Consider the following 19,067-nt stretch of genomic DNA (forward strand, 5'->3'; position numbering starts at 1 on the left):
CGCGATACCCGGGGACCAGAGCGCAAGTGCCCTCTGGTCCCTTGGTTTTATTGGGCCATATTCGCCGCAAGCCAGTGTTCCAGCCAGTGAATGTTGTAATCACCGTTGTGGATTTCCGGCTCTTGCAGCAACGCATGGAACAGCGGCACGGTTGTATCGATACCGTCCACGATCAGTTCGCCCAATGCGCGATCTAGCCGTGCCAGCGCCTCGGCCCGGTCGCGGCCATGTACGATCAACTTGGCAATCAGCGAGTCGTAATATGGTGGAATCGAATACCCATCATACAGCGCCGAATCCATCCGCACACCCAGACCGCCGGGGGCATGAAAGGCAGAGATTCTGCCCGGGCAGGGTGAGAAGTTCGGCAGCTTTTCTGCATTGATCCGGACCTCAATGGCGTGGCCGTTGATCACAAGATCGTCCTGACCAAACGACATCGGTTCGCCAGCTGCGACGAGAATTTGTTCGCGCACCAGATCGACGCCAAAGATGCCCTCGGTCACCGGGTGTTCTACCTGCAGGCGGGTGTTCATCTCGATGAAGTAGAACTCGCCGTTCTCATACAAGAACTCGATGGTTCCGGCGCCAATATAATTGATCTTGGCCACGGCGTCCGCGCAGACTTTACCGATCTTGGCGCGCTCTTCCGGGGTGATGCTGGGGCCGGGTGCCTCTTCAAACACCTTCTGGTGGCGGCGCTGCAGCGAGCAGTCGCGTTCGCCCAGATGCACAGCCTTGCCCTTGCCGTCACCAAAGACCTGGATCTCGATATGGCGGGGCGTGGTCAGGTATTTCTCGATATAGACCTCGTCATTGCCAAAGGCGGCTTTGCCCTCGGCACGTGCGGTCATAAATGCGCTTTCCATCTCATCCGCGCTCATCGCGACTTTCATACCGCGACCGCCGCCGCCAGCGGTGGCTTTGATGATGACGGGGTAACCAAATTCCTCACCGATTTTCTTGGCCGTCTCCAGATCGGGCACGCCGCCGTCCGAACCCGGAACACAAGGCACACCCAGCGCCTTCATCGTGTCCTTGGCGGTGATCTTGTCGCCCATGACGCGGATGTGCTCGGCAGTGGGGCCGATAAAGGTGATGCCGTGGTCTTCGACGATCTGCACGAACTCGGCATTCTCGGACAGGAAGCCATAGCCGGGGTGGATCGCCTGTGCGCCAGTGATTTCACACGCCGAGATAATCGCAGGCACCGACAAGTAGCTTTGCGGGCTGGGCGGAGGGCCGATGCAGACCGATTCGTCCGCCATGCGCACATGCATCGCGTCGCTATCGGCGGTGGAGTGGACGGCGACCGTCTTAATCCCCATCTCGCGGGCAGCGCGGATGACCCGCAGGGCGATCTCGCCTCGGTTGGCAATCAGGATCTTGTCGAACATGGGACCGCCTTACTCAACGATGACCAGAGGGGTGCCGAATTCCACCGCATCACCGTCACCGACCAGAATGCGTTTGATGGTTCCGGATTTGGGCGCGTGAATGTGGTTCATGGTTTTCATCGCTTCGACAATCAGCAGTGTGTCGCCTTCGGACACCGATGCGCCGACGCTGATGAAGGAAGATGCGCCCGGTTCGGGCTGCATATAAACGGTTCCTACCATGGGCGAGGTGACAGCGCCCGGGTGGCTGGCCGGATCTTCCTGTGCCGCCGGAGCTTCGACAGGTGCAGCGGCTGCTGCTACGGGTGCTGGTGCCGCTGTCGGTACGGCCATCTGAACAGGGGCGGGCACGACCTGCGACATACGGCTGACGCGGACATTCAAACTGTCGTCATCACCATATTCGCGCATGACTTCCAGTTCGGTCAGGTCATTTTCGCGCAGCAGTTCGGCCAGTGCCTTGATGAATGCCACGTCCGCTTCGTGTTTGGTATCTGTCATGAGTGTCCTCGACGGTTCCCCTTTGGCCCGTCTGTTCTCGCGGGCTTTGGTCTGATTACGCAGCGTTATAAGCTATGCGCAAGGCCATGAAAAGCGCAGTCTCGGCATGTCAGATGGGGGTTTTGCCCAATATTTCGAGGGGGAAAGGGATTAAAGGGGCATGCCTGAGAGTTTTGCCACAAGTTCCGGTAGTTTGCGTGCGCCAAACTTCTCCAGCAAACGGGCGCGGTAAGCCTCGATCGTGCGATAACTCAGCCCCAGCTCGACGCCGATTTCCTTGGCGGACAGACCGCGGCAGGACATGATCGCAACTTCGCGTTCGCGGGTTGTCAGTTCGACCAGCGGTCGGTCTTCTGAGATGTCGGAAAAGCTCCAGATGCCATGGCGAAACGGGTCGTCCGGTGTCAGGGATCGTCCGCGTGCACGGCACCAGAACAAGTCCCCGTCGCGTCGGCGCATGACCCGTTCGTCTGTGTAATATCCTGTGTCCTGCATCGCTTTCAGGCCGCGCTGTCCGATCCTCTCCCAATCCGCGACCGACGGGTAGAGGTGCAGCAGAGGCATATTGCGATACTCTGCCTCCTCGCCGCCAAAGGTGCGGGCGAATTGCAGATTGCAGCGTCGGATGATGCGGTTTTCCAACTCGACCAATCCGATGGGGGCATATTCGAAAGCTGGGTCGCTCATCCGGCTATCGTGCAAGGAATTCGGGAAAATTAGAAGAGGGTGGATGCAGATTTGGCAGATTGGGCACCGATTGCTGGGGGTGGAAGGTAAGGGCCATCCGTAACCACAGTTGTGAATGCTGTAAATGGGCTATGAAAATTGGCCGTTAAGCATTAGAAATTTAATAGGAGTTTTGAAAAGAATGGATCGAGTTGGGTGATGGAACATGCGCGACACGCTGACGGGTAGCCGCATTCGCGAGCGACGCCAAATCTCAGGTCTGCGGCAGGCCGAGCTTGCGCGTCAAGTTGGGATCTCGGCGTCTTACTTGAATCTGATCGAACACAATCGCCGTCGGATCGGGGGCAAGCTGCTGGTGGATATAGCCAATTCGCTGTCTGTTGAGCCTTCGCTGCTCACTCAAGGGATTGAGGCTACGCTGATTTCGGCGCTGCGCGAGGCTGCTGCAGATGCGGTTGGACAGCAGGCCGAAGTGGATGCGCTGGAAGAGTTCGCAGGCCGGTTTCCCGGATGGGCCGGAGTTCTGGCGCAGATGCATCGTCGGGTCGTCTCGCTTGAGCGCACGGTCGAAACCTTGTCCGACCGATTGACGCATGATCCACATCTTGCCGCGTCGATGCACGAGGTGCTGTCAACGGCCGCTGCCATTCGTTCAACAGCAGCGATTCTGGCTGACACACAGGAAATCGAGCCCGAGTGGCGCGATCGGTTTCACCGCAACCTGCACCAGGATGCTGAAAGGCTAGCTGACAGTTCCAAGTCTCTGGTGGCATACTTGGATGATTCTGAGGCGGCCGATGACCGTCGCGGTGTTCCCTCGGAGGATGCTGAGGCTTTTTTTCAGGCCAACAGCCACCATTTCCCGCAAATCGAAGCAGGCGGAAGTGGTGCGGACATTGACCTGAGCGCGATTGAATCGGCGGCAGCGCGGACTGTGACCAAGGGATATCTGGATACCTACGCCGCAGATGTCAGAGCCATGCCTCTGGACGACGTGCAGAAGGCTCTGACCGAGGCCGAGCCTGATCCGCTGGCTCTGGCGGCACGGTTTTCAGTAGATATCCCGACAGTCCTGCGGCGGCTGGCGACATTGCCCGAAGGATATCTAGGGCGGCCGACCGGGTTGGTGGTCTGTGACGCGTCCGGCAGTATCCTGTTCAGTAAATCCGTGCCGGGTTTCGCCATGCCACGCTTTGGCGAAGCCTGCCCGTTTTGGCCCATCTTTCAGGCGCTGAACAGACCATTGGTTCCGATCCGCAAACGTGTTGTGCAATTGGGCCGAACAGCGGCCGAGTTCGACTGCTATGCCTACGCGTGGCCGCAGGCGGTTTCAGGATATGACGATGCGCCAGCCTATCATTCAGTCATGCTTGTCCGAGCGGTGGAAGAGGGGGCACCTAGCGCGCAATCCGCGACCCGGGTCGGTCCAAGCTGCCGGGTTTGCCCGAATGACGCCTGTGCATCTCGCCGCGAGCCGTCGATTTTGAGCGAAGGTTTTTGACAGTTTCCTGACAGAAGGCTTAAGCTGACGCCGACAGGTTCACGGACAGAACCTGTCATGGGGAGGAATGGAACATATGAGCCGTAAGGTTCTGTTAATTGAGGATGAGCCCAACATCGCTGAGGCCATTCGATTTTTGCTGATCCGCGAGGGATGGCAGGTTGAAACGCACGCAGAAGGGTCGGATGCGATAGAAGTCATTCAGGGCGCAAACCCTGATCTGGTCATTCTGGACGTTATGCTGCCCGGCAAAAGCGGGATGGAAATTTTGCGCAACCTGCGCGAGCTTGAGGGCATGCAGCATTTGCCCGTTTTGATGCTGACCGCGCGCGGGCAATCGCGCGACCGGGAAATGGCTGAAAATGCCGGGGTCAGCCGCTTTATGACCAAACCGTTTTCCAACGCCGAAGTGCTGACAGCGGTGCGAGACCTGCACGCGCAGGCAACGCGGTCATGAACTCGGGCGAAGATCGCAAACCCCAAGGGGTCCGGCCTTCGCTATTTCTCGAGCGTCAGAGTTATCGCCGCCGCAGGTTGATGGATGCCGCGCGTCTTTTGCCCATTCTGGGGGCTGCTCTGGTTGCCATTCCGCTGCTCTGGCCAAGCCAAGGCTCATCTGATGATGGTGTGCCGCTGTCTTCAGCAATTCTGTATATCTTCACGTGCTGGGCTTTGCTGATCATAATCAGTCTGATCTTTGGATTTGCAGCCAAACGAATGGTTGTAAGTGACGATGCCGAGGCAGAGTCGGATTGATGGCCACACTAAACGTTCTGATCCTGGTTTGCCTCGGCTATGTCGTTCTGTTGTTCGGCGTGGCTTTTGCCGCTGACCGGATGGCGGCCGCTGGCCGGGGGGCGTGGTTGCGGTCTCCGCTGATCTATACCTTGTCGCTGTCGATCTATTGCACGGCCTGGACCTTTTACGGCGCGGTCGGAAACGCTGCGCGGTCCGGTTTGGAATTTGTTACGATCTACCTTGGGCCGACGCTGGTGATGCTCAGCTGGTGGTGGGGTCTGCGCAAGCTCGTGCGGGTCGGACGCACCCAGCGGGTAACATCTATCGCGGACCTGATTTCGTCGCGATACGGTAAATCCAACACGCTGGCCATTTGCGTGACCATTCTGGCCGTATTGGGTGGAACGCCATACATCGCATTGCAATTGCAATCCATTACCCTGTCCTTTTCCATCTTTGCCGAGGCTGATCCCTCGGGTCTCTACCGAGAAGGTTCCAGCGTGTTCTGGGTGGCTGCGGGTCTAGCGGTATTTGCAATCCTGTTCGGTACTCGAAATCTGGACGCGAATGAGCGTCACCACGGCGTGGTCACCGCCATTGCGTTGGAATCGGTCGTCAAACTGTTCGCCCTGCTTGCGGTTGGCGTCTTCGTTGTCTGGGGCGTTGCGGGTGGGATTGGCCCGATGATGGATCGCGTCGATGCCTCAGAAATCGGGCAATGGAATGTGGATGCCGGACGTTGGACGACCTTCATCTTCCTCTCGGCCGCCGCTTTCATCTGTTTACCGCGGATGTTTCAGGTGATGGTCGTTGAAAATGCGGATGAGGGGCATCTGAGAACCGCTGCCTGGGCTTTCCCGCTATATCTGCTGCTGATGAGCCTGTTTGTCGTGCCCATCGCCGTCGTGGGTTTGGATTTGATGCCCGAAGGCTCGAACCCCGACCTGTTCGTGCTGACGGTGCCCTTGTCGCAGGGGAACGACTGGCTGGCGATGCTGTCGTTTATCGGCGGGTTTTCCTCGGCCACGTCTATGGTCATCGTGACGGCAATGGCGCTGTCGACCATGGTGTCGAACCATCTGGTCATGCCGATCTGGCTAAGCACGCAAGGGGGCGCGGGTTCGGTCTCGGGTGATGTGCGCAACGTGGTGCTGATGGCGCGGCGCGTGTCCATCGCGGTCATCATGGCGCTGGGTTACTACTACTACCGCTTGTCGGGCGGTGGGGCGGCTCTGGCGTCGATCGGGCTGGTGGCCTTTGCGGGCATTTCCCAGATCCTGCCAGCGCTGGTTGGAGGGTTGTTCTGGCGCGGGGCCACGAGAACCGGGGCGTTGGTTGGGCTGACGGTTGGTTTTGTGCTGTGGATTTACACCTTGTTACTACCGGGGATGGGCGGCGCAATAATGCCCGACTCGGTATTGCAAAACGGCCCCTTCGGGTGGGGCTGGCTGCGTCCACGGGCCCTGTTCGGGATCGAAGGAATGGACCCCATGGTCCACTCGGTTATGTGGTCATTGGCGTTGAACACGGCTGCATTCTGCGCCGCGTCCCTGCTGAGCTTTCCCAGCCCGCTGGAGCGTCTTCAGGGTGCGCAGTTCGTCAATGTTTTTGACCACTCGGTCTCACCGGCTGGCTGGACCGGGTCGGTGGCGCAAAGCGAAGACCTGATGATCATGACACAGCGCATTCTGGGCTCTGGCCCGGCGCAGGAGTTCTTTCAGCACGAGGCCGAAGCACAGGGTGGACGGACAAGCCTGCCGGAACCCACGCCGGGGTTTTTGGAAAGACTGGAACGTGAACTCAGCGGCTCGGTCGGCGCGGCCACGGCCCATGCGATGATCGGGCAGATTGTCGGTGGATCGTCCGTTTCGGTTGAAGACTTGCTAGCGGTGGCTGACGAGTCGGCGGAACTGTTGGAATATTCCAGCCAGCTTGAGGCCAAATCTGCCGAGCTCAGCCGAACCGCGCGCCAACTGCGAGAAGCGAATACCAAACTGACACAGATCTCGGAACAAAAAGACGGGTTCCTCAGTCAGGTCAGCCATGAATTGCGGACGCCGATGACCTCAATCCGGGCCTTTTCCGAGATCATGCGCGATACGGATGGTCTGAGTGCCGAAGAGCAAACGCGCTATGCCGCGATCATCCATGATGAGGCCCTGCGGCTGACGCGCCTGCTGGACGATTTGCTGGACCTGAGCGTTCTGGAAAGCGGTCGTGTAAGCCTGAATATGGGTGGGGATACCCTTGGTTCGATCCTGGATCGGGCGGTCTCTAGCGCATTGGCGGGGTCGCATCCAAAACTCAGGATTCGGCGCGCGCGGCCGTCCGAGCGTATTCCGCTGAACACTGATCTCGATCGGTTGGGGCAGGTCTTTATCAATCTGATTTCGAACGCGCAGAAATATTGCGACGCGGATGAACCCGTTCTGACCATCTCGGCCCATGATGTCGGGGGGCAGGTCGTCATTGATTTCACCGATAACGGCAGTGGCATCCCGCCCGAAGCGCAGTCGATGGTGTTCGAAAAGTTTGCCCGTGTCGGTGGGGACAAGGCGGGTGGCGCTGGTTTGGGGTTGGCGATCTGTCGCGAGATCATGCAGCGTCTGGGCGGCGAGATCAGTTATCTTCCCGGCCAGGGCGGCGCGGCCTTTCGGGTCCGCCTTCCGCTGGCGCACCGGCAAGCTGCGCAATGATAAGAGCATAAAGACATTGGTAACCCGCCTCGGGTTAGACCGGATACCAGGTTCAGAAACTCAAATCGGTATCGGGCATGACGCAGTCTGTCAGCACAGCTTTGGCGCGCAAACTTTCAGCGGGACAAGAAGAGCAAGGTGAAAAGCCGCGTTCCGTTCTTCGTGCCCTTCGACTGGCCTTTGCGCGAACGGCAGGGGATCAGTTCCAGCTGCCGCTATCGGTGATCGGTGCAAGGCAGTCTCTCAAAGCTCAGGACACGCTGGCTGAGGTGATTGATGCGGACTGGATGCTGCTGCGCCTGGGCAACGCGGACGGGATGTCCGCTGCGATTTGCGTGGATATGGGGGTCGTGTCAGCGATCGTCCAAGTGCAGACAATTGGTGAAGTTATGCCGAACCCGCCAACTGCACGGGAGTACACAGATACGGATGCAGCAATGGTGGCGCCGCTGGTCGAAGACGCTTTGACCAGGGCCGTCGCACTGGTCGATACAGCCGCCGATCAATCCAGTCTTGCCGGTTATGAATTCCGGGCGCGGATGGCGGATCTGCGTTCATTGTCGCTGGCTATGGTCGAAGACGCATATTGCGTGTTTGACCTGACGGTAGAACTTGGCGGCGGGCTACGACAGGGGCAGATCACAGTCCTGTTGCCCGAGACACCGTCAGAGCAGGGGGCCGATGATGAAATTCAAGTTGCTGCCGGCCCGAAGCTTGAGCAAGCGTCGGGGGTTGTCCGGGCCGAATTGAATACGGTGATCGGCAGGATGTCAGTGCCATTGGCAACCCTGTCCGGGCTGTCAGTTGGGGATGTCCTTCCGTTGACCGGATCACGGCTGGATCGTGCGGAAATCCTGACAATTGGTCGAACGCGGGCTGCAATTGGGCGTTTGGGACAATGCGGAGGAATGCGCGCAGTACGGTTGAACGAATGTGCTTCGGCTGTGGCGTTGGAGCAAGCTGAAATGCCCGAGTTTCTGGAAGCGCAAAGCAACGCGCCAGGGCCGGAGGCTCTGAAAGATCCGATGCCAATCGATCCCACACATGAGATCGTGCCGATAGATGCAGTGGCATTGAACGAATTGGAGGGCGATCTGGGCTTTGGCAGCCCGGATCAGATGGCAGCCGAAATTTCGCAACTGGCAGGTCTGACGGGATTGGACGACATTGCTGACCCAACCTAACCTGATTGCCATAGGTCCTTAGCCGTCAGAACCGCGCATATGCTCAAGCGCGGGGCGCAGGTTGTCCAGCATATAACCGGCTTTGGTTGTGGCCTCGAGGATCTCATCCGCGCTCATGTGGTCGCACTGACCCAAAGCCCAAACCACCGAGCAGCGGGTACCCGATGCGCAATAGGCTAAAACGGGGCCAGAGCAGCTTTCAGCCAATTCTCGTTGCAGGGCAACATTGCTGGGCGTCATGGTCTGGTGGGTCAGTTCCAGAACCTCATATTCCATCCCGGCTGCCCGAACGGCCTGTCCGATTGCATCCGACTGCATGGTTGGTGGAACTTCCGTATTGGGACGGTTGCAGATGACCTTAACGAAACCTGCTGCGGCGATGGCTGGGACGTCCTCGACCGTGATTTGGGGCGAGACGGCATAGCGGGGGGTTATTGGTCGAATCTCCATGGCAATTGCTTAGGCCGCGTTTGCGGATCTGTCCAGTTGTGCACCAAGCCCGGGCGCCGCAAACATTCCTGTGATCATCGCAGCCAGAAACACGAGGCCGCCAAGGCCGCCATAGGTTATGGACGCAATGGCAGGTCCAGGACAAAGCCCGGACAAGCTCCAGCCCATGCCAAACATCACGGAACCGATAATCAGGCGACGGTCCAACTCGGGCGGGCTCATCTTAGGAAACTGACCACCGGTCAGCGGCCTGCGGTGGGCCGTCATTCTCCAAGCGATGAGCATCGGCAGGATCGCACCGCCCATCACAAATGCCAGGGTGGGATCCCAGTTCCCGAACACATCCAACCACCCCTGAACCTTGGTGGTATCGGTCATGCCCGAGATCAAAAGGCCGGCACCAAACAGAGATCCAGCCAGCATTGATACGAGAACCCGCATCAAATCAGCCCCCATACATGGCGCATCAGGGCAATTGTTGCCCCACCTGCGCCGATATAGATCAACGTCGCGATGATGCCCCTGACGGAGAATCGAGAAATACCACATACCCCGTGCCCCGAGGTGCATCCATTGGCAATGCGCGTTCCTGCGCCAACCAAAAGGCCGGCGATGACGATCACTGCAAAATTGTCGGTCAGATGTGTCATGGGCGCAGAAGAGAGCAGGGGGCTCAAAATAAGCGGCGTCGCGATGACGCCTGCGATGAAGCTTAGGCGTTCTAACGTGCGGTCACTGCCATCAACCAGCCCGCCCAGAATCCCGCTGGCGCCCATGATGCGCCCATTGCCCAGAAGGTAGACTGCAGCACCCAGCCCAATCAGCAAGCCACCGGCAAGCCCCCAAATCCATTCAATGTACATTTGTTATCCTCAGTTCGCTTGTTGGGTCTGCGTCACAACTTGTTGATCGGCACCTTCAGGAATACGTCGCCCTGTTCGTCCGCAGGCGGCATCTGTCCGGCGCGCATATTGACCTGCAGAGACGGCAGGATCAGGCGCGGCATAGGCAAGGTCGCATCGCGGGCATCACGCATCTCGACAAATTCCTCGATTGATTTGCCTTGTCCGATATGGACGTTCAGGGCTTTTTGCTCTCCGACTGTTGTCTCCCACGCAAATTCATCACGCCCCGGCGCTTTGTAGTCATGGCCAACAAAGATGCGCGTCTCATCCGGCAAGGCCAGGATCTTCTGGATCGACTCGAACAGCATTTCCGAAGACCCACCGGGAAAATCGCATCGCGCAGTGCCGAAATCCGGCATGAACAGCGTGTCACCGACAAAAGCTGCGTCTCCGATCACATATGTCATGCAGGCGGGCGTATGGCCGGGCGTGTGGAAAACATCGCCACGCATCTGCCCAACATGGAAGCTGTCGCCATCGCGGAACAAAGCATCAAACTGGCTGCCGTCGCGCTGAAACTCGGTCCCTTCATTGAAGATTTTCCCGAAGGTTTCCTGGATCGTTACGATCTGTTCACCGATGCCGATCTTTCCGCCCAGTTTCTGTTGCAGATAGGGTGCCGCTGAAAGGTGGTCAGCATGCACATGGCTTTCCAGAATCCACTCGACCCTTAGCTCATTGTCGCGAACATAAGCGACGATCTGATCCGCTGAGTCGGTCTTCGTTCGGCCCGAGGCGTGATCGAAGTCCAGAACGCTGTCGACGATTGCGCAGGCCGTCCCTTCGGGTTCCTGCACAAGGTATGAGACCGTATTGGTTTCAGGGTCGAAAAACGCTTTCACAATTGGTGTCATCTGGCTCTCCGTCAGCGCGCAGTTCATCATATATGTTTTTCAGAATATGATGCAACCGGCAATCTTTGATTTGATGCGTGTCAAGGCAAGTTAATCCAAATCCGATTAGAATTTAATCATTCTGCCTTAGGTTGCCGATACCGGGTGGGCGACAGGCAGTTTTCCGCGCGTTTGTTCGCCAAGATAACCAGGTCTTAAAACCGTTACCTATATCGGTGACAGTGATAGAAATTGGGAGGAATAAAATGTCTGCAAAAAGTTTGTATTCCGAAGCCGAACATCTGGAGCAAAAGCTGCAGAATGCCTGTTTTGAGACCCGGCTTGCTCTTCAGCCCAGTGTAACCAAAGTGATTGATCGGATGCGTCAGGAAGGCATGCACGTGCCATCGCGCCTGCGGCACCTGGATGCGGCTTTGTGCGAAGATGCCATAGAGGCGCAGTTCGACAATATGCCGGTCTGAGGCGAAGTATCAGCCAAACGAGATTCCCAAGATCACCAGCATTAGGCCAATCACCGAAAGAAAAAGCGAAGCCAGGTTCCACGGCAGGACGCTTTGAACAGCGGCGCGCAATTCATCGTCCGACAGGCCGGATTTGCGCGCTTTCATCACACGCAGGATACACCAAACCAGCCCCAGCAGGCCTGCAAGTGACAGGGCGGCACCGCCCCAGGTGATGATTTCGAACATGGTTCCCCACATTTTTCCGCAAATCCTGGTTGCGCTTAGCGGATCGACCGACCGCGCACAAGCCCATCGAGGATTGGATGCTTGCAGCTCACGCGGCGGCAATGTATCCGGCTAACTGCCGTTGCTAATGCATCAGATCGCAGCCTTTTGGAGAGATGAATATGGAAGACGTGACCGAAGATCAGGCCGCCGCCAACTACCGTGTAACAGCGGGCGAGCTGCGTCAGTTCGTAGAACGGATCGAACGCCTGGATGCCGAAAAAAAGGACCTGGCGGAGCAGCAGAAAGAGGTCATGGCCGAAGCCAAAGCCCGCGGTTACGACACAAAAGTGATGCGCAAGGTCATCGCTCTGCGCAAACGCGACAAGGACGATATCGCCGAAGAAGAGGCGGTACTTGAAATGTATAAGGAAGCGTTGGGGATGTGAGCCGGGCCTGGGGTTAGGGTTTCAGGACCTTCACCCCGGCTATCGTTTCCAACTTGGTCAGATCCTGCTCGTACAGTTCGGAAAATGCGTCGATGATCTCATCGCTCCAGCCGGGCAGGTCCAGTTCTTCTTCCATTTTGTCCGGCTGAGCATGGTTTGCCAGAATGTCTGCAAGAACGTCTCGGGTTTCAGCCTGTGAAAGCGTCGAAACCTGGTCCAGAATCGCCTGCGCTTGTGATTGACCTTCTTCGGTCAGCAAAGAGATCAGCAGGTCATATTCATCTTTGATCGCAGCGTCCGCAGCAAGTCCGCCGACGCTGCGCACAACGTCCCCCCACAGCAGCGGGATGTCCTCATTGCACCACAGGGTGATCTGCACTGCGGGGGCAAAGTCGCGAACATCTTCGATCATCTCAACCCAGCTGAGGTGACTTAGATCATTGTTGCGGATCACGTCCTCGCGCGCCTGTTCCGGTAATGACATCAGGTGTTTTGGGATAAAACTACCGGGGTTCCTGAGCGCCAGATACAATTCCAACTGACAATCGCTAAAGGACTCTTCCAGAACAGATAAGCGTTTGCCCGCGGAAGGATAGAATTGCCCACCGGCAAGAACCAGGTCTTTCTCGCCAATGAATTCGGCACTGGTGAAAATGGCGCGCTTTGCCTCTGGGTGGATTGGAAGATTGCCCCGCATACTTTCAATCTCATCCGGCAATGGAGGGCGCGTATTCAAGGCCTGAAATGCGGGTTTGAACACTTGCCGGTAACGACGAGGACCAAAGAAAGTCGCACCATTTCGAGCCAGTACGTCCCCATTGGCTTGCAACGACCTTAGCAGTCGCCCCTCATCGGTAAAAGCCGCGCCTGCGTGGATAGCAACCTGCATGTTTGGTTCTTGTCCTTGCATTCCTGAACCTGCCTGTCGAATTACAGGCTGTGCCAGGGACAGTCAAATCCACAGCCCCCACTTAAAGGTGATCGGTCTCATCACAGGAAAATCCAAAATCCCTGAGTTAGGATGAAAAATGAGGCTTGCAGTCCGTTAAAAGAGTAAGTAATCGACACTCAGCGCCCCTATAGCTCAGCTGGTAGAGCAACTGATTTGTAATCAGTAGGTCCGCGGTTCGAGTCCGTGTGGGGGCACCATTTAAGCAAAAACTATATTTTATTTTCAACACGCTAGACGACGTCACTGGCGATCTTTCCCCCAATTTATCCCCCAAAGGTTTCGCGGCTATTGCAGGGTGCGGCGCATCCCGCCCAAACACCTAAAGACCCCAGCTAGGACCACTTAGATCACCTTTGGTGACTTTCGGGTGGGTAAGGTAGCCCAGATCGTCCAGACAAAAAAAGAGGGGCTAGGGCAGGTATTTTTTCCACGCTCCGTGAGACCTGCACATCACATGGCTATGGCAGGGTGCGGCGCATCAGCATCGCCAGCTTGCGGATCGCCTGCGCTTCCTGCGTCCTGCCGCCGTGACGGTAGTTTCCATGCCTGTCGCCTTCAGGCGCACCGCCACGGGCTCCGTGAAGGCGGCAGACGGTCCACCCGCGCACCGCCGGGCCTTTGCACCTCTCGCCCGTGCGCTTCGATGTAGCCGTACATCTGGGCGCTGCATTCATCAATTCGACAAGGTACATGGGGTTAGTGTCAGGTTTCGGCATTGCCCCCTCCTGGTGCGATCTGTGGGATAGCAAGAAATAGCTGACAACATTATTTTCTTACCCAAAAGCGGCCATTGGCAAGATAGTTGAACAACTTCCGCTTAGCGGACTTTTCCGCCATTCGAAGGTACTGACCCAACTAGTGCTTCGGCACCCAAACCTGCCGTTCAGCCCACAGTGGACGAGTGATTGTTTCAAACTCAAATTGGTCACTGGGTTCGGTTCAGTTTTAAGCCTAGCTACTGCATTGAAATCTGTGCCGTGCAAGCATGACTAACATTAAAAGACCGCCCGCATCCTCAATCCCAAAACCAGACTGTGGTTTGCTGTTGGGTTCAGAGCGGGGTTCTTGATATATTGAACGTCGGGTGTGATCTGAATGTTCTCTGAAACTTGGAGTCGCGTGAACAATTCGATTGTGTACTGGTCACTCAAGCCCGAACCATAAGTGGTTTCATTTGGTTGACCCCAATTGACACCAAAACCCAACAGGCTGTCACCCGCGCCGAAATGATGCGCAAACCCAGCACTTACAGATTTCTGTAAAATGGTGCCGCCATCTTTGGCATAACCGGCCCGGAAAAAAGGCATCCACTTCTCGTCAAAGGAGCGGGAGTAGGAAAAGTTCACGCCCCATCCGTCGGGTACTCCGGCCGCCTGGCGTTCGTCGATATGCCAGAGCGTCAAATGCGTGTTGTCCAGATAGAACCGGTCCTGTGACGTGACCCAACCGATCTCAAGCGTTTTAAAAAATTCGCCGTCCCCAACTGTATCAAAACCATTCATCGGATCGGTCGAATCCGCATTAGCGTCAGCAAAACCTGTCACGAAATAAAGGTTGTCGGTGATCATCCCATTTACGAACAAACCAAGCGCTGCATCGTCGGGCAGAGCCATTGCGGCTCCACCGGTCCCAAAGGCGAAATTGAAGAAGCCAGTCCAGGGAGAAGCCAGCGCGTATACATCCGTCCAGTCGGTAACATCGAGCATGCCGCCAATAATTTCCAGGCGCCCACCGCGCAGGTTTTGTTTCCAGTAAAAGTTGGTCAGCCTGTTGCCAGCATCGCTCAGCGAACTAAGCATCGCCCCGGCTAGACCAATATCCGCTGCCGCTGCGCTAACCGGTGGGCCGGAATACCCATGGCGATTTTCAACTTTCCAAACAAAAGTCCCTGTGTTGTCGCCACCTCGTCCAACCAGTTCCCATTGGCCATAGAAACGCACGGCGCCGCTGGTGAAACTGTTTTCTCCGCTGATCGTGTTCGATGGAAACAGCCCCGCGGTAGTGTAATCCAGAGTGTATGAGATGCCGGTTCTTTGGCGGAAACGCTCTGTCCATTCCCGATAGCTGAGCAAGACATCCTGCCCAGTTAGCGTGTCTTTTTTTCTGGCGTCATTGCGCAACTGGCTTGGGACTGCATCAGGCCCACCAAATCGGATAGTGGTCTGAGGCAGAATGGTTGTTGAACTTGCATCTTCAGCCAACGCATCATGTGCTACAAAATTCAGACCAACTCCTGCTCCGATCAAAACAATCGTAAGAAACCTGCTCATTGCTTTTTCCCAATCGATCTTATTTTCAGGCGACATATCCACCCGATACCTTGCACCAGAAAATGCTGACCCTGGCGGATTCCAGGATCAGCGTTAATTGAGCTAGACGTGGCCGGAGAATGGTCGGCGTGCGCAACCCGCGTGGATCCAATTGGTCAGTGACGTGTAGTCCCAAACAGGCATGTTCACCAACCGCTGAACTGCATGCGCATGTGGGGACAGTTCGGTACATTCCAACAGGATCACACCGATATCGGGGTCTTTTGCCAAAAGGCGTTTGATCCCGGTAAGCACGTCTTGTTCAAATTTCACTGGATTGTAAGCACCCTGAACGGCCATGGCCCTGGCGAACTCGATGTCATCTTCGCACCCTTCGACCACGACGCGATTGGCCTTGTCATCCGGACTCAGCCCGCAGTTCTCCATCGCCGGGCCTTCGCGCAGAAGCGGCCCGTTGGCGGTCAGCACACCAACTTTTTTGTTGCCGGGCAAAGACCGGACCATCATTGGCAGCATCATCAGGCTGGATGAAAAGAATGGCGTATTGATCCGCTCTTGAACCGCAATCTGGTAGTGACCAAAGAAGCCACAGTTCCCCATGATCGCCCGCACGCCCTGCATTTCAAGCCACTGCGCGGCCTCGACGCAGGCATCGGTGAACTGCTCGACAGGTGTTGTCGCCATCACGTCCAGAACATTTTCGGCATTCATCTCGCGATACAGCATCGGGAAATCGAACGTCGTCGCGTTTCCCATGTTGCCCGGTATCATCGGCAGGTTGGCCTGAAACTGGATCAGTCCAACAGTCAAACCCGAGACATTGCGCCCAGGCCACCAGGTAACATCTGTATTGTTGAAACCAGACTGCGGCGCGTAAAGATCATTGCCTCGTGAACCCGGATCAACCGTCTTCCAGTCAACGGTCGGTATTGTGCCGTCGGCCGCCGTCTGCGCCGTTGCCTGGCTGGAGCTGGCGATCACACTCGCGCTGAATGCGGCTGCCCCAACGGCTGCGGTTCCCATGAATTCACGTCTATCTATGACGGTTCCGGTGTCGGTATCATCAGGCGGCAGTTCGGGGTCATAATCGGTACTCATCCTGGTTTTCTCCCATTCCTAGTTAGATTGAAATGTGGCAGCCTACTGAGAAAAGCTGCGCCCAAAATCGATGCATCCAGCTGGTGAGCGGTTTGCACAATGGGCTGGCATGCTTGAACTCCGTCACGATGTTGGAACTCAAAGCACTGCGGCTGAAATCACCGAGGTGCCTGATGATCATAGACAATTGATGAAAGTTCGCGCCTGACAGGTTTGGCACCAATTGGGCGGAAAAGTTGTCAAACCTGTCAGGTCTGTCAAATTTTTTTACCCAGCGGGCGGAAACAGTGATGTTATGGGATTATGAACAATGACCGCCTGATTACCGGGCCGGATGCACGGTCCAGCATGTCGACATTGCCTTTGGTTCGGCTGATATCAGCCCATCCGGTCCTTGAGGAGATGGACAAACGAGGCCTGCCTTCTGACGACGTTCTGGACAGCGTCGGCCTTAACCGCGAGGCACTGCTGGATTCGGACACGTTTGTGCATGCGATGGTCATGTATCAGTTTCTTGAGGCTGCGGCCGATGCGTCAGGCGAGAGGGATTTTTGCGCCAGAATTGGTGAGAATCTGGATCTGAGCAAATGGTATCCAACCGTTGGCGTTTCCAAAACGGCCTCTACCATTGGCGACCTGTTGACTGCGTGGGTTGTCTCCGCGACTAAGCATTCCAGTGCAATTCAGCAAAGGCTGGATGTTCATGGGGCTATGGCCATCATAAGTGGGCACAGATCCTTTAAATTGTCGCTTACACCTGCTCAGGTCGACGGGTTTCATGTGGGCTTTCTGATTTCAATTTTGCGACACGCCATGGGCCCAGACTGGAAGCCGTCAGAGGTATTGGTAACGGTCAGCGAATCAAAGGCATTGCCACGGATATTTCACGGCATCCACGCAGTAAAAGGGGACCGCCAAGGCCACAAGATCCGGTTCCCAGCCCAATGGCTTGCCAGGCAATTCGACGAGGCCGATTTTCTCAGGCGGGCTCTTCTAGAAAAAGAAAGCCAGAACCCAGCTAAATCCATCGTTTCTTCAATCAAGCAAGCCCTCAGGCCCCATATTGGCGAACCCGGTTTGTCCGGGCCAAAGATGGCATCGATTTGCGGCATGAACTACCGCATTCTGATGCGGCTGCTTGCCTTTGAGGGCACAAATCTCACCCAAATCACCAATGATCTGAAATGTGAAATTGCAGTGGGTGCCCTGGCGCAGGAAAAAACGAGTATTTCTGAAATCGCTGGCCAACTAGGCTACTCAGACTCAACCAGTTTCACCCGTGCGTTCCGAAAATGGACAGGGTTCTCCCCGACCAAGTACCGGGAATGGAAACTGTGACGACGTCAAAATGGCGTCGGATTATTCGGAAAACGAACGGTAGAATTAGTTTGTTTCGGCGTTTTCATGCTCTCTGCAACTTATGCCCGCTTTCTGCCCTTCGCGTCGTATGCTGCGAGCCAAACCAACGAGCACTTTGGGCTCGATGCGGACATTCAGTTAATAACGCCCAATGTCTGCAATGCGGTGCCGTTTCAACCGATCGCCGCAACACATTCATGGAACGTCTCTGCTGGTGAGAAGTAATGCAACGTTTTTCTTGGCCGCTCGTTGAGTTCACGAGCAACTGCGTCGAGATGTTCCTGGCTGTGCACTGAGAGGTCGGTGCCCTTTGGGAAGTACTGGCGCAGGAGACGGTTGGTATTCTCGTTGGTGCCGCGTTGCCACGGGCTGTGCGGGTCGCAAAAGTAGATGTCGAGATCGGTGGCCAGTGCCAGGTTCTTGTGATCGGCAAGCTCTTTGCCGCGGTCCCAGGTCAGCGTCTGGCGAAGCTCTCTCGGCAGATGTTGGATTTGTGCGGTCAGCGCAGCCACGACAGTCTGCGTTTCTTTCCCGCCCACCTTCACGAGCATGACATAGCGCGTGCGCCGCTCCACCAGCGTCGCGATGAAGCTGTTCTTCGAGCCGGCGATCAGGTCACCTTCCCAGTGGCCGGGAATGGCGCGGTCTTCGACAGCGGCCGGGCGTTCCCGGATCGAGATCGCATCCTTGATTTGACCGAGCCCATCCCGCTTCAGGCTAGCATGGCGAGACCGGCGGATGGCACGTGTCGCGCGCAAATGTGCAAGCAACTCCTTCTTCAGAACGCCACGGGCCTGGATAAACAGGCTTCTGTAGATCGTTTCGTGAGACACACGCTCGCCCTCGTCGTCGGGATGCTCGCGCTTCAGCCAACCCGCGATTTGCTGCGGCGACCACTTGCGTTCGAGCTTCTGAGCTATTGTGTGACAGAGCGCCGGCCTCTCCGCCAGCTTGCAGGGCTTCGGACGCCGTGCACGCTCCCAGGCTGCCTGATCGGACTGGGTGGCCCGGTAATGCTGACGCCCCCCGTTGCGCCGCACCTCCCGGCTGATCGTCGATGGAGATCGGCGCAGCTGACGCGCAATTGTACGAACGGACAACTCGGCTCCAAGCCCGCGTGAGATTTCTTCGCGCTCTGCCGTTGTCAACGCCCACCGTGATCGCCGCCGCTCTGGTGGCCGTATACCACCCGTTCTCGCAAGCAGGGGATAGATCGACGACGAGCCTCGATCAAACAACCGACCGATCGAGCTCATCGACTCTCCGCGCTGCCAGCGATCCCAAATCTCTGCCTTCTGTTTCTCCGTAAAATAAATCCGACGACGATAAGCCATACCAACACTCCATCCTTGCTTCCA

General features: G+C 56.6%; 21 protein-coding genes and 1 tRNA gene. 9 read left to right on the plus strand and 13 right to left on the minus strand.

Features of this window, described 5'->3' with window-relative positions; all coding sequences use genetic code 11:
• Positions 1–47: 47 nt before the first annotated feature.
• The 3 genes from accC to RUA4292_RS07395 all read right to left on the minus strand — a co-directional run bounded on the left by accC (position 48) and on the right by RUA4292_RS07395 (position 2,585).
• The gene (accC, locus tag RUA4292_RS07385; RefSeq protein ID WP_058277013.1) at positions 48–1,397 is read right to left on the minus strand and encodes an acetyl-CoA carboxylase biotin carboxylase subunit; all 1,350 of its coding nucleotides are present in this window, start codon (positions 1,395–1,397) and stop codon (positions 48–50) included.
• A 9-nt stretch (positions 1,398–1,406) separates the two neighbouring features.
• Entirely contained in the window at positions 1,407–1,898 is a 492-nt protein-coding gene (gene accB, locus RUA4292_RS07390; RefSeq protein WP_058277014.1) for an acetyl-CoA carboxylase biotin carboxyl carrier protein, read from the minus strand.
• A 150-nt stretch (positions 1,899–2,048) separates the two neighbouring features.
• On the minus strand, positions 2,049–2,585 hold the full coding sequence (locus tag RUA4292_RS07395; RefSeq protein WP_058272193.1) for a LuxR C-terminal-related transcriptional regulator: 537 nt from the start codon (positions 2,583–2,585) through the stop codon (positions 2,049–2,051).
• Between the two features lie 205 nt (positions 2,586–2,790).
• Between RUA4292_RS07395 and RUA4292_RS07400 the strand changes: the two genes are divergently transcribed.
• From RUA4292_RS07400 to RUA4292_RS07420, 5 genes are all read left to right on the plus strand, one after another.
• Positions 2,791–4,086 (plus strand): XRE family transcriptional regulator, encoded by a 1,296-nt coding sequence (locus RUA4292_RS07400; protein ID WP_058277015.1) that lies wholly within the window; start codon positions 2,791–2,793, stop codon positions 4,084–4,086.
• Positions 4,087–4,162: 76 nt separating this feature from the next.
• Positions 4,163–4,543, plus strand: a complete 381-nt coding sequence (locus tag RUA4292_RS07405; RefSeq protein ID WP_058277117.1) for a response regulator transcription factor — start codon at positions 4,163–4,165, stop codon at positions 4,541–4,543.
• Positions 4,540–4,842, plus strand: coding sequence for a hypothetical protein (locus RUA4292_RS07410; RefSeq protein WP_058277016.1), 303 nt, complete (start codon positions 4,540–4,542; stop codon positions 4,840–4,842). The genes RUA4292_RS07405 and RUA4292_RS07410 overlap by 4 nt, the downstream gene beginning before the upstream one ends.
• On the plus strand, positions 4,842–7,520 hold the full coding sequence (locus RUA4292_RS07415) for an ATP-binding protein (RefSeq protein ID WP_058277017.1): 2,679 nt from the start codon (positions 4,842–4,844) through the stop codon (positions 7,518–7,520). The genes RUA4292_RS07410 and RUA4292_RS07415 overlap by 1 nt, the downstream gene beginning before the upstream one ends.
• Positions 7,521–7,597: 77 nt before the next feature.
• On the plus strand, positions 7,598–8,704 hold the full coding sequence (locus RUA4292_RS07420) for a FliM/FliN family flagellar motor C-terminal domain-containing protein (RefSeq protein WP_058277018.1): 1,107 nt from the start codon (positions 7,598–7,600) through the stop codon (positions 8,702–8,704).
• An 18-nt stretch (positions 8,705–8,722) separates the two neighbouring features.
• Here the strand turns inward: RUA4292_RS07420 and RUA4292_RS07425 are convergent, their stop codons facing one another.
• From RUA4292_RS07425 to RUA4292_RS07440, 4 genes are read right to left on the minus strand one after another with little or no spacing between them, the layout of a single operon-like run.
• Positions 8,723–9,154, minus strand: a complete 432-nt coding sequence (locus tag RUA4292_RS07425; protein ID WP_058277019.1) for a protein tyrosine phosphatase family protein — start codon at positions 9,152–9,154, stop codon at positions 8,723–8,725.
• Positions 9,155–9,163: 9 nt separating this feature from the next.
• Entirely contained in the window at positions 9,164–9,595 is a 432-nt protein-coding gene (locus RUA4292_RS07430; protein ID WP_058277118.1) for a DUF6691 family protein, read from the minus strand.
• Positions 9,595–10,017 (minus strand): YeeE/YedE family protein, encoded by a 423-nt coding sequence (locus tag RUA4292_RS07435; RefSeq protein WP_058277020.1) that lies wholly within the window; start codon positions 10,015–10,017, stop codon positions 9,595–9,597. The genes RUA4292_RS07430 and RUA4292_RS07435 overlap by 1 nt, the downstream gene beginning before the upstream one ends.
• Before the next feature lie 32 nt (positions 10,018–10,049).
• Positions 10,050–10,913 (minus strand): MBL fold metallo-hydrolase, encoded by an 864-nt coding sequence (locus RUA4292_RS07440; protein ID WP_058277119.1) that lies wholly within the window; start codon positions 10,911–10,913, stop codon positions 10,050–10,052.
• Between the two features lie 245 nt (positions 10,914–11,158).
• On the opposite strand from RUA4292_RS07440, the gene RUA4292_RS07445 reads away from it, so the two are divergent.
• On the plus strand, positions 11,159–11,374 hold the full coding sequence (locus tag RUA4292_RS07445) for a hypothetical protein (RefSeq protein WP_058277021.1): 216 nt from the start codon (positions 11,159–11,161) through the stop codon (positions 11,372–11,374).
• 9 nt (positions 11,375–11,383) lie between these two features.
• On the opposite strand, the gene RUA4292_RS07450 is transcribed toward RUA4292_RS07445, so the two are convergent.
• Positions 11,384–11,602 (minus strand): hypothetical protein, encoded by a 219-nt coding sequence (locus RUA4292_RS07450; protein WP_058277022.1) that lies wholly within the window; start codon positions 11,600–11,602, stop codon positions 11,384–11,386.
• Between the two features lie 161 nt (positions 11,603–11,763).
• On the opposite strand from RUA4292_RS07450, the gene RUA4292_RS07455 reads away from it, so the two are divergent.
• Positions 11,764–12,030, plus strand: a complete 267-nt coding sequence (locus RUA4292_RS07455; RefSeq protein WP_058272185.1) for a DUF2312 domain-containing protein — start codon at positions 11,764–11,766, stop codon at positions 12,028–12,030.
• Positions 12,031–12,043: 13 nt separating this feature from the next.
• On the opposite strand, the gene RUA4292_RS07460 is transcribed toward RUA4292_RS07455, so the two are convergent.
• Entirely contained in the window at positions 12,044–12,940 is an 897-nt protein-coding gene (locus tag RUA4292_RS07460; protein ID WP_233493380.1) for a hypothetical protein, read from the minus strand.
• A 163-nt stretch (positions 12,941–13,103) separates the two neighbouring features.
• Between RUA4292_RS07460 and RUA4292_RS07465 the strand changes: the two genes are divergently transcribed.
• Positions 13,104–13,179 (plus strand) — tRNA-Thr (locus RUA4292_RS07465).
• Positions 13,180–13,440: 261 nt separating this feature from the next.
• Here the strand turns inward: RUA4292_RS07465 and RUA4292_RS07470 are convergent.
• From RUA4292_RS07470 to RUA4292_RS07480, 3 genes are all read right to left on the minus strand, one after another.
• Entirely contained in the window at positions 13,441–13,698 is a 258-nt protein-coding gene (locus RUA4292_RS07470) for a hypothetical protein (RefSeq protein WP_145974894.1), read from the minus strand.
• 279 nt (positions 13,699–13,977) lie between these two features.
• Positions 13,978–15,252, minus strand: a complete 1,275-nt coding sequence (locus RUA4292_RS07475; protein ID WP_158506981.1) for a carbohydrate porin — start codon at positions 15,250–15,252, stop codon at positions 13,978–13,980.
• Positions 15,253–15,354: 102 nt separating this feature from the next.
• On the minus strand, positions 15,355–16,350 hold the full coding sequence (locus RUA4292_RS07480) for an aspartate/glutamate racemase family protein (RefSeq protein WP_058277025.1): 996 nt from the start codon (positions 16,348–16,350) through the stop codon (positions 15,355–15,357).
• A 303-nt stretch (positions 16,351–16,653) separates the two neighbouring features.
• Here RUA4292_RS07480 and RUA4292_RS07485 point away from each other — a divergent pair, with 303 nt between their 5' ends.
• Complete coding sequence (locus RUA4292_RS07485; RefSeq protein ID WP_058277026.1) at positions 16,654–17,688, plus strand: helix-turn-helix domain-containing protein; 1,035 nt, start codon at positions 16,654–16,656, stop codon at positions 17,686–17,688.
• 194 nt (positions 17,689–17,882) lie between these two features.
• On the opposite strand, the gene RUA4292_RS07490 is transcribed toward RUA4292_RS07485, so the two are convergent.
• Positions 17,883–19,043, minus strand: coding sequence for an IS30 family transposase (locus RUA4292_RS07490; RefSeq protein WP_058275759.1), 1,161 nt, complete (start codon positions 19,041–19,043; stop codon positions 17,883–17,885).
• Positions 19,044–19,067: the final 24 nt, after the last annotated feature.

This window comes from Ruegeria atlantica (genome assembly GCF_001458195.1).
Lineage (GTDB): Bacteria > Pseudomonadota > Alphaproteobacteria > Rhodobacterales > Rhodobacteraceae > Ruegeria > Ruegeria atlantica.

Bases quoted from the DNA above. Each gene is read 5' to 3' on its own strand.
- accC (WP_058277013.1), bottom strand. From the start codon at position 1,397: ATGTTCGACAAGATCCTGATTGCCAACCGAGGCGAGATCGCCCTGCGG.
- accB (WP_058277014.1), bottom strand. From the start codon at position 1,898: ATGACAGATACCAAACACGAAGCGGACGTGGCATTCATCAAGGCACTG.
- RUA4292_RS07395 (WP_058272193.1), bottom strand. From the start codon at position 2,585: ATGAGCGACCCAGCTTTCGAATATGCCCCCATCGGATTGGTCGAGTTG.
- RUA4292_RS07400 (WP_058277015.1), top strand. From the start codon at position 2,791: ATGCGCGACACGCTGACGGGTAGCCGCATTCGCGAGCGACGCCAAATC.
- RUA4292_RS07405 (WP_058277117.1), top strand. From the start codon at position 4,163: ATGAGCCGTAAGGTTCTGTTAATTGAGGATGAGCCCAACATCGCTGAG.
- RUA4292_RS07410 (WP_058277016.1), top strand. From the start codon at position 4,540: ATGAACTCGGGCGAAGATCGCAAACCCCAAGGGGTCCGGCCTTCGCTA.
- RUA4292_RS07415 (WP_058277017.1), top strand. From the start codon at position 4,842: ATGGCCACACTAAACGTTCTGATCCTGGTTTGCCTCGGCTATGTCGTT.
- RUA4292_RS07420 (WP_058277018.1), top strand. From the start codon at position 7,598: ATGACGCAGTCTGTCAGCACAGCTTTGGCGCGCAAACTTTCAGCGGGA.
- RUA4292_RS07425 (WP_058277019.1), bottom strand. From the start codon at position 9,154: ATGGAGATTCGACCAATAACCCCCCGCTATGCCGTCTCGCCCCAAATC.
- RUA4292_RS07430 (WP_058277118.1), bottom strand. From the start codon at position 9,595: ATGCGGGTTCTCGTATCAATGCTGGCTGGATCTCTGTTTGGTGCCGGC.
- RUA4292_RS07435 (WP_058277020.1), bottom strand. From the start codon at position 10,017: ATGTACATTGAATGGATTTGGGGGCTTGCCGGTGGCTTGCTGATTGGG.
- RUA4292_RS07440 (WP_058277119.1), bottom strand. From the start codon at position 10,913: ATGACACCAATTGTGAAAGCGTTTTTCGACCCTGAAACCAATACGGTC.
- RUA4292_RS07445 (WP_058277021.1), top strand. From the start codon at position 11,159: ATGTCTGCAAAAAGTTTGTATTCCGAAGCCGAACATCTGGAGCAAAAG.
- RUA4292_RS07450 (WP_058277022.1), bottom strand. From the start codon at position 11,602: ATGTTCGAAATCATCACCTGGGGCGGTGCCGCCCTGTCACTTGCAGGC.
- RUA4292_RS07455 (WP_058272185.1), top strand. From the start codon at position 11,764: ATGGAAGACGTGACCGAAGATCAGGCCGCCGCCAACTACCGTGTAACA.
- RUA4292_RS07460 (WP_233493380.1), bottom strand. From the start codon at position 12,940: ATGCAAGGACAAGAACCAAACATGCAGGTTGCTATCCACGCAGGCGCG.
- RUA4292_RS07470 (WP_145974894.1), bottom strand. From the start codon at position 13,698: ATGCCGAAACCTGACACTAACCCCATGTACCTTGTCGAATTGATGAAT.
- RUA4292_RS07475 (WP_158506981.1), bottom strand. From the start codon at position 15,252: ATGAGCAGGTTTCTTACGATTGTTTTGATCGGAGCAGGAGTTGGTCTG.
- RUA4292_RS07480 (WP_058277025.1), bottom strand. From the start codon at position 16,350: ATGAGTACCGATTATGACCCCGAACTGCCGCCTGATGATACCGACACC.
- RUA4292_RS07485 (WP_058277026.1), top strand. From the start codon at position 16,654: ATGAACAATGACCGCCTGATTACCGGGCCGGATGCACGGTCCAGCATG.
- RUA4292_RS07490 (WP_058275759.1), bottom strand. From the start codon at position 19,043: ATGGCTTATCGTCGTCGGATTTATTTTACGGAGAAACAGAAGGCAGAG.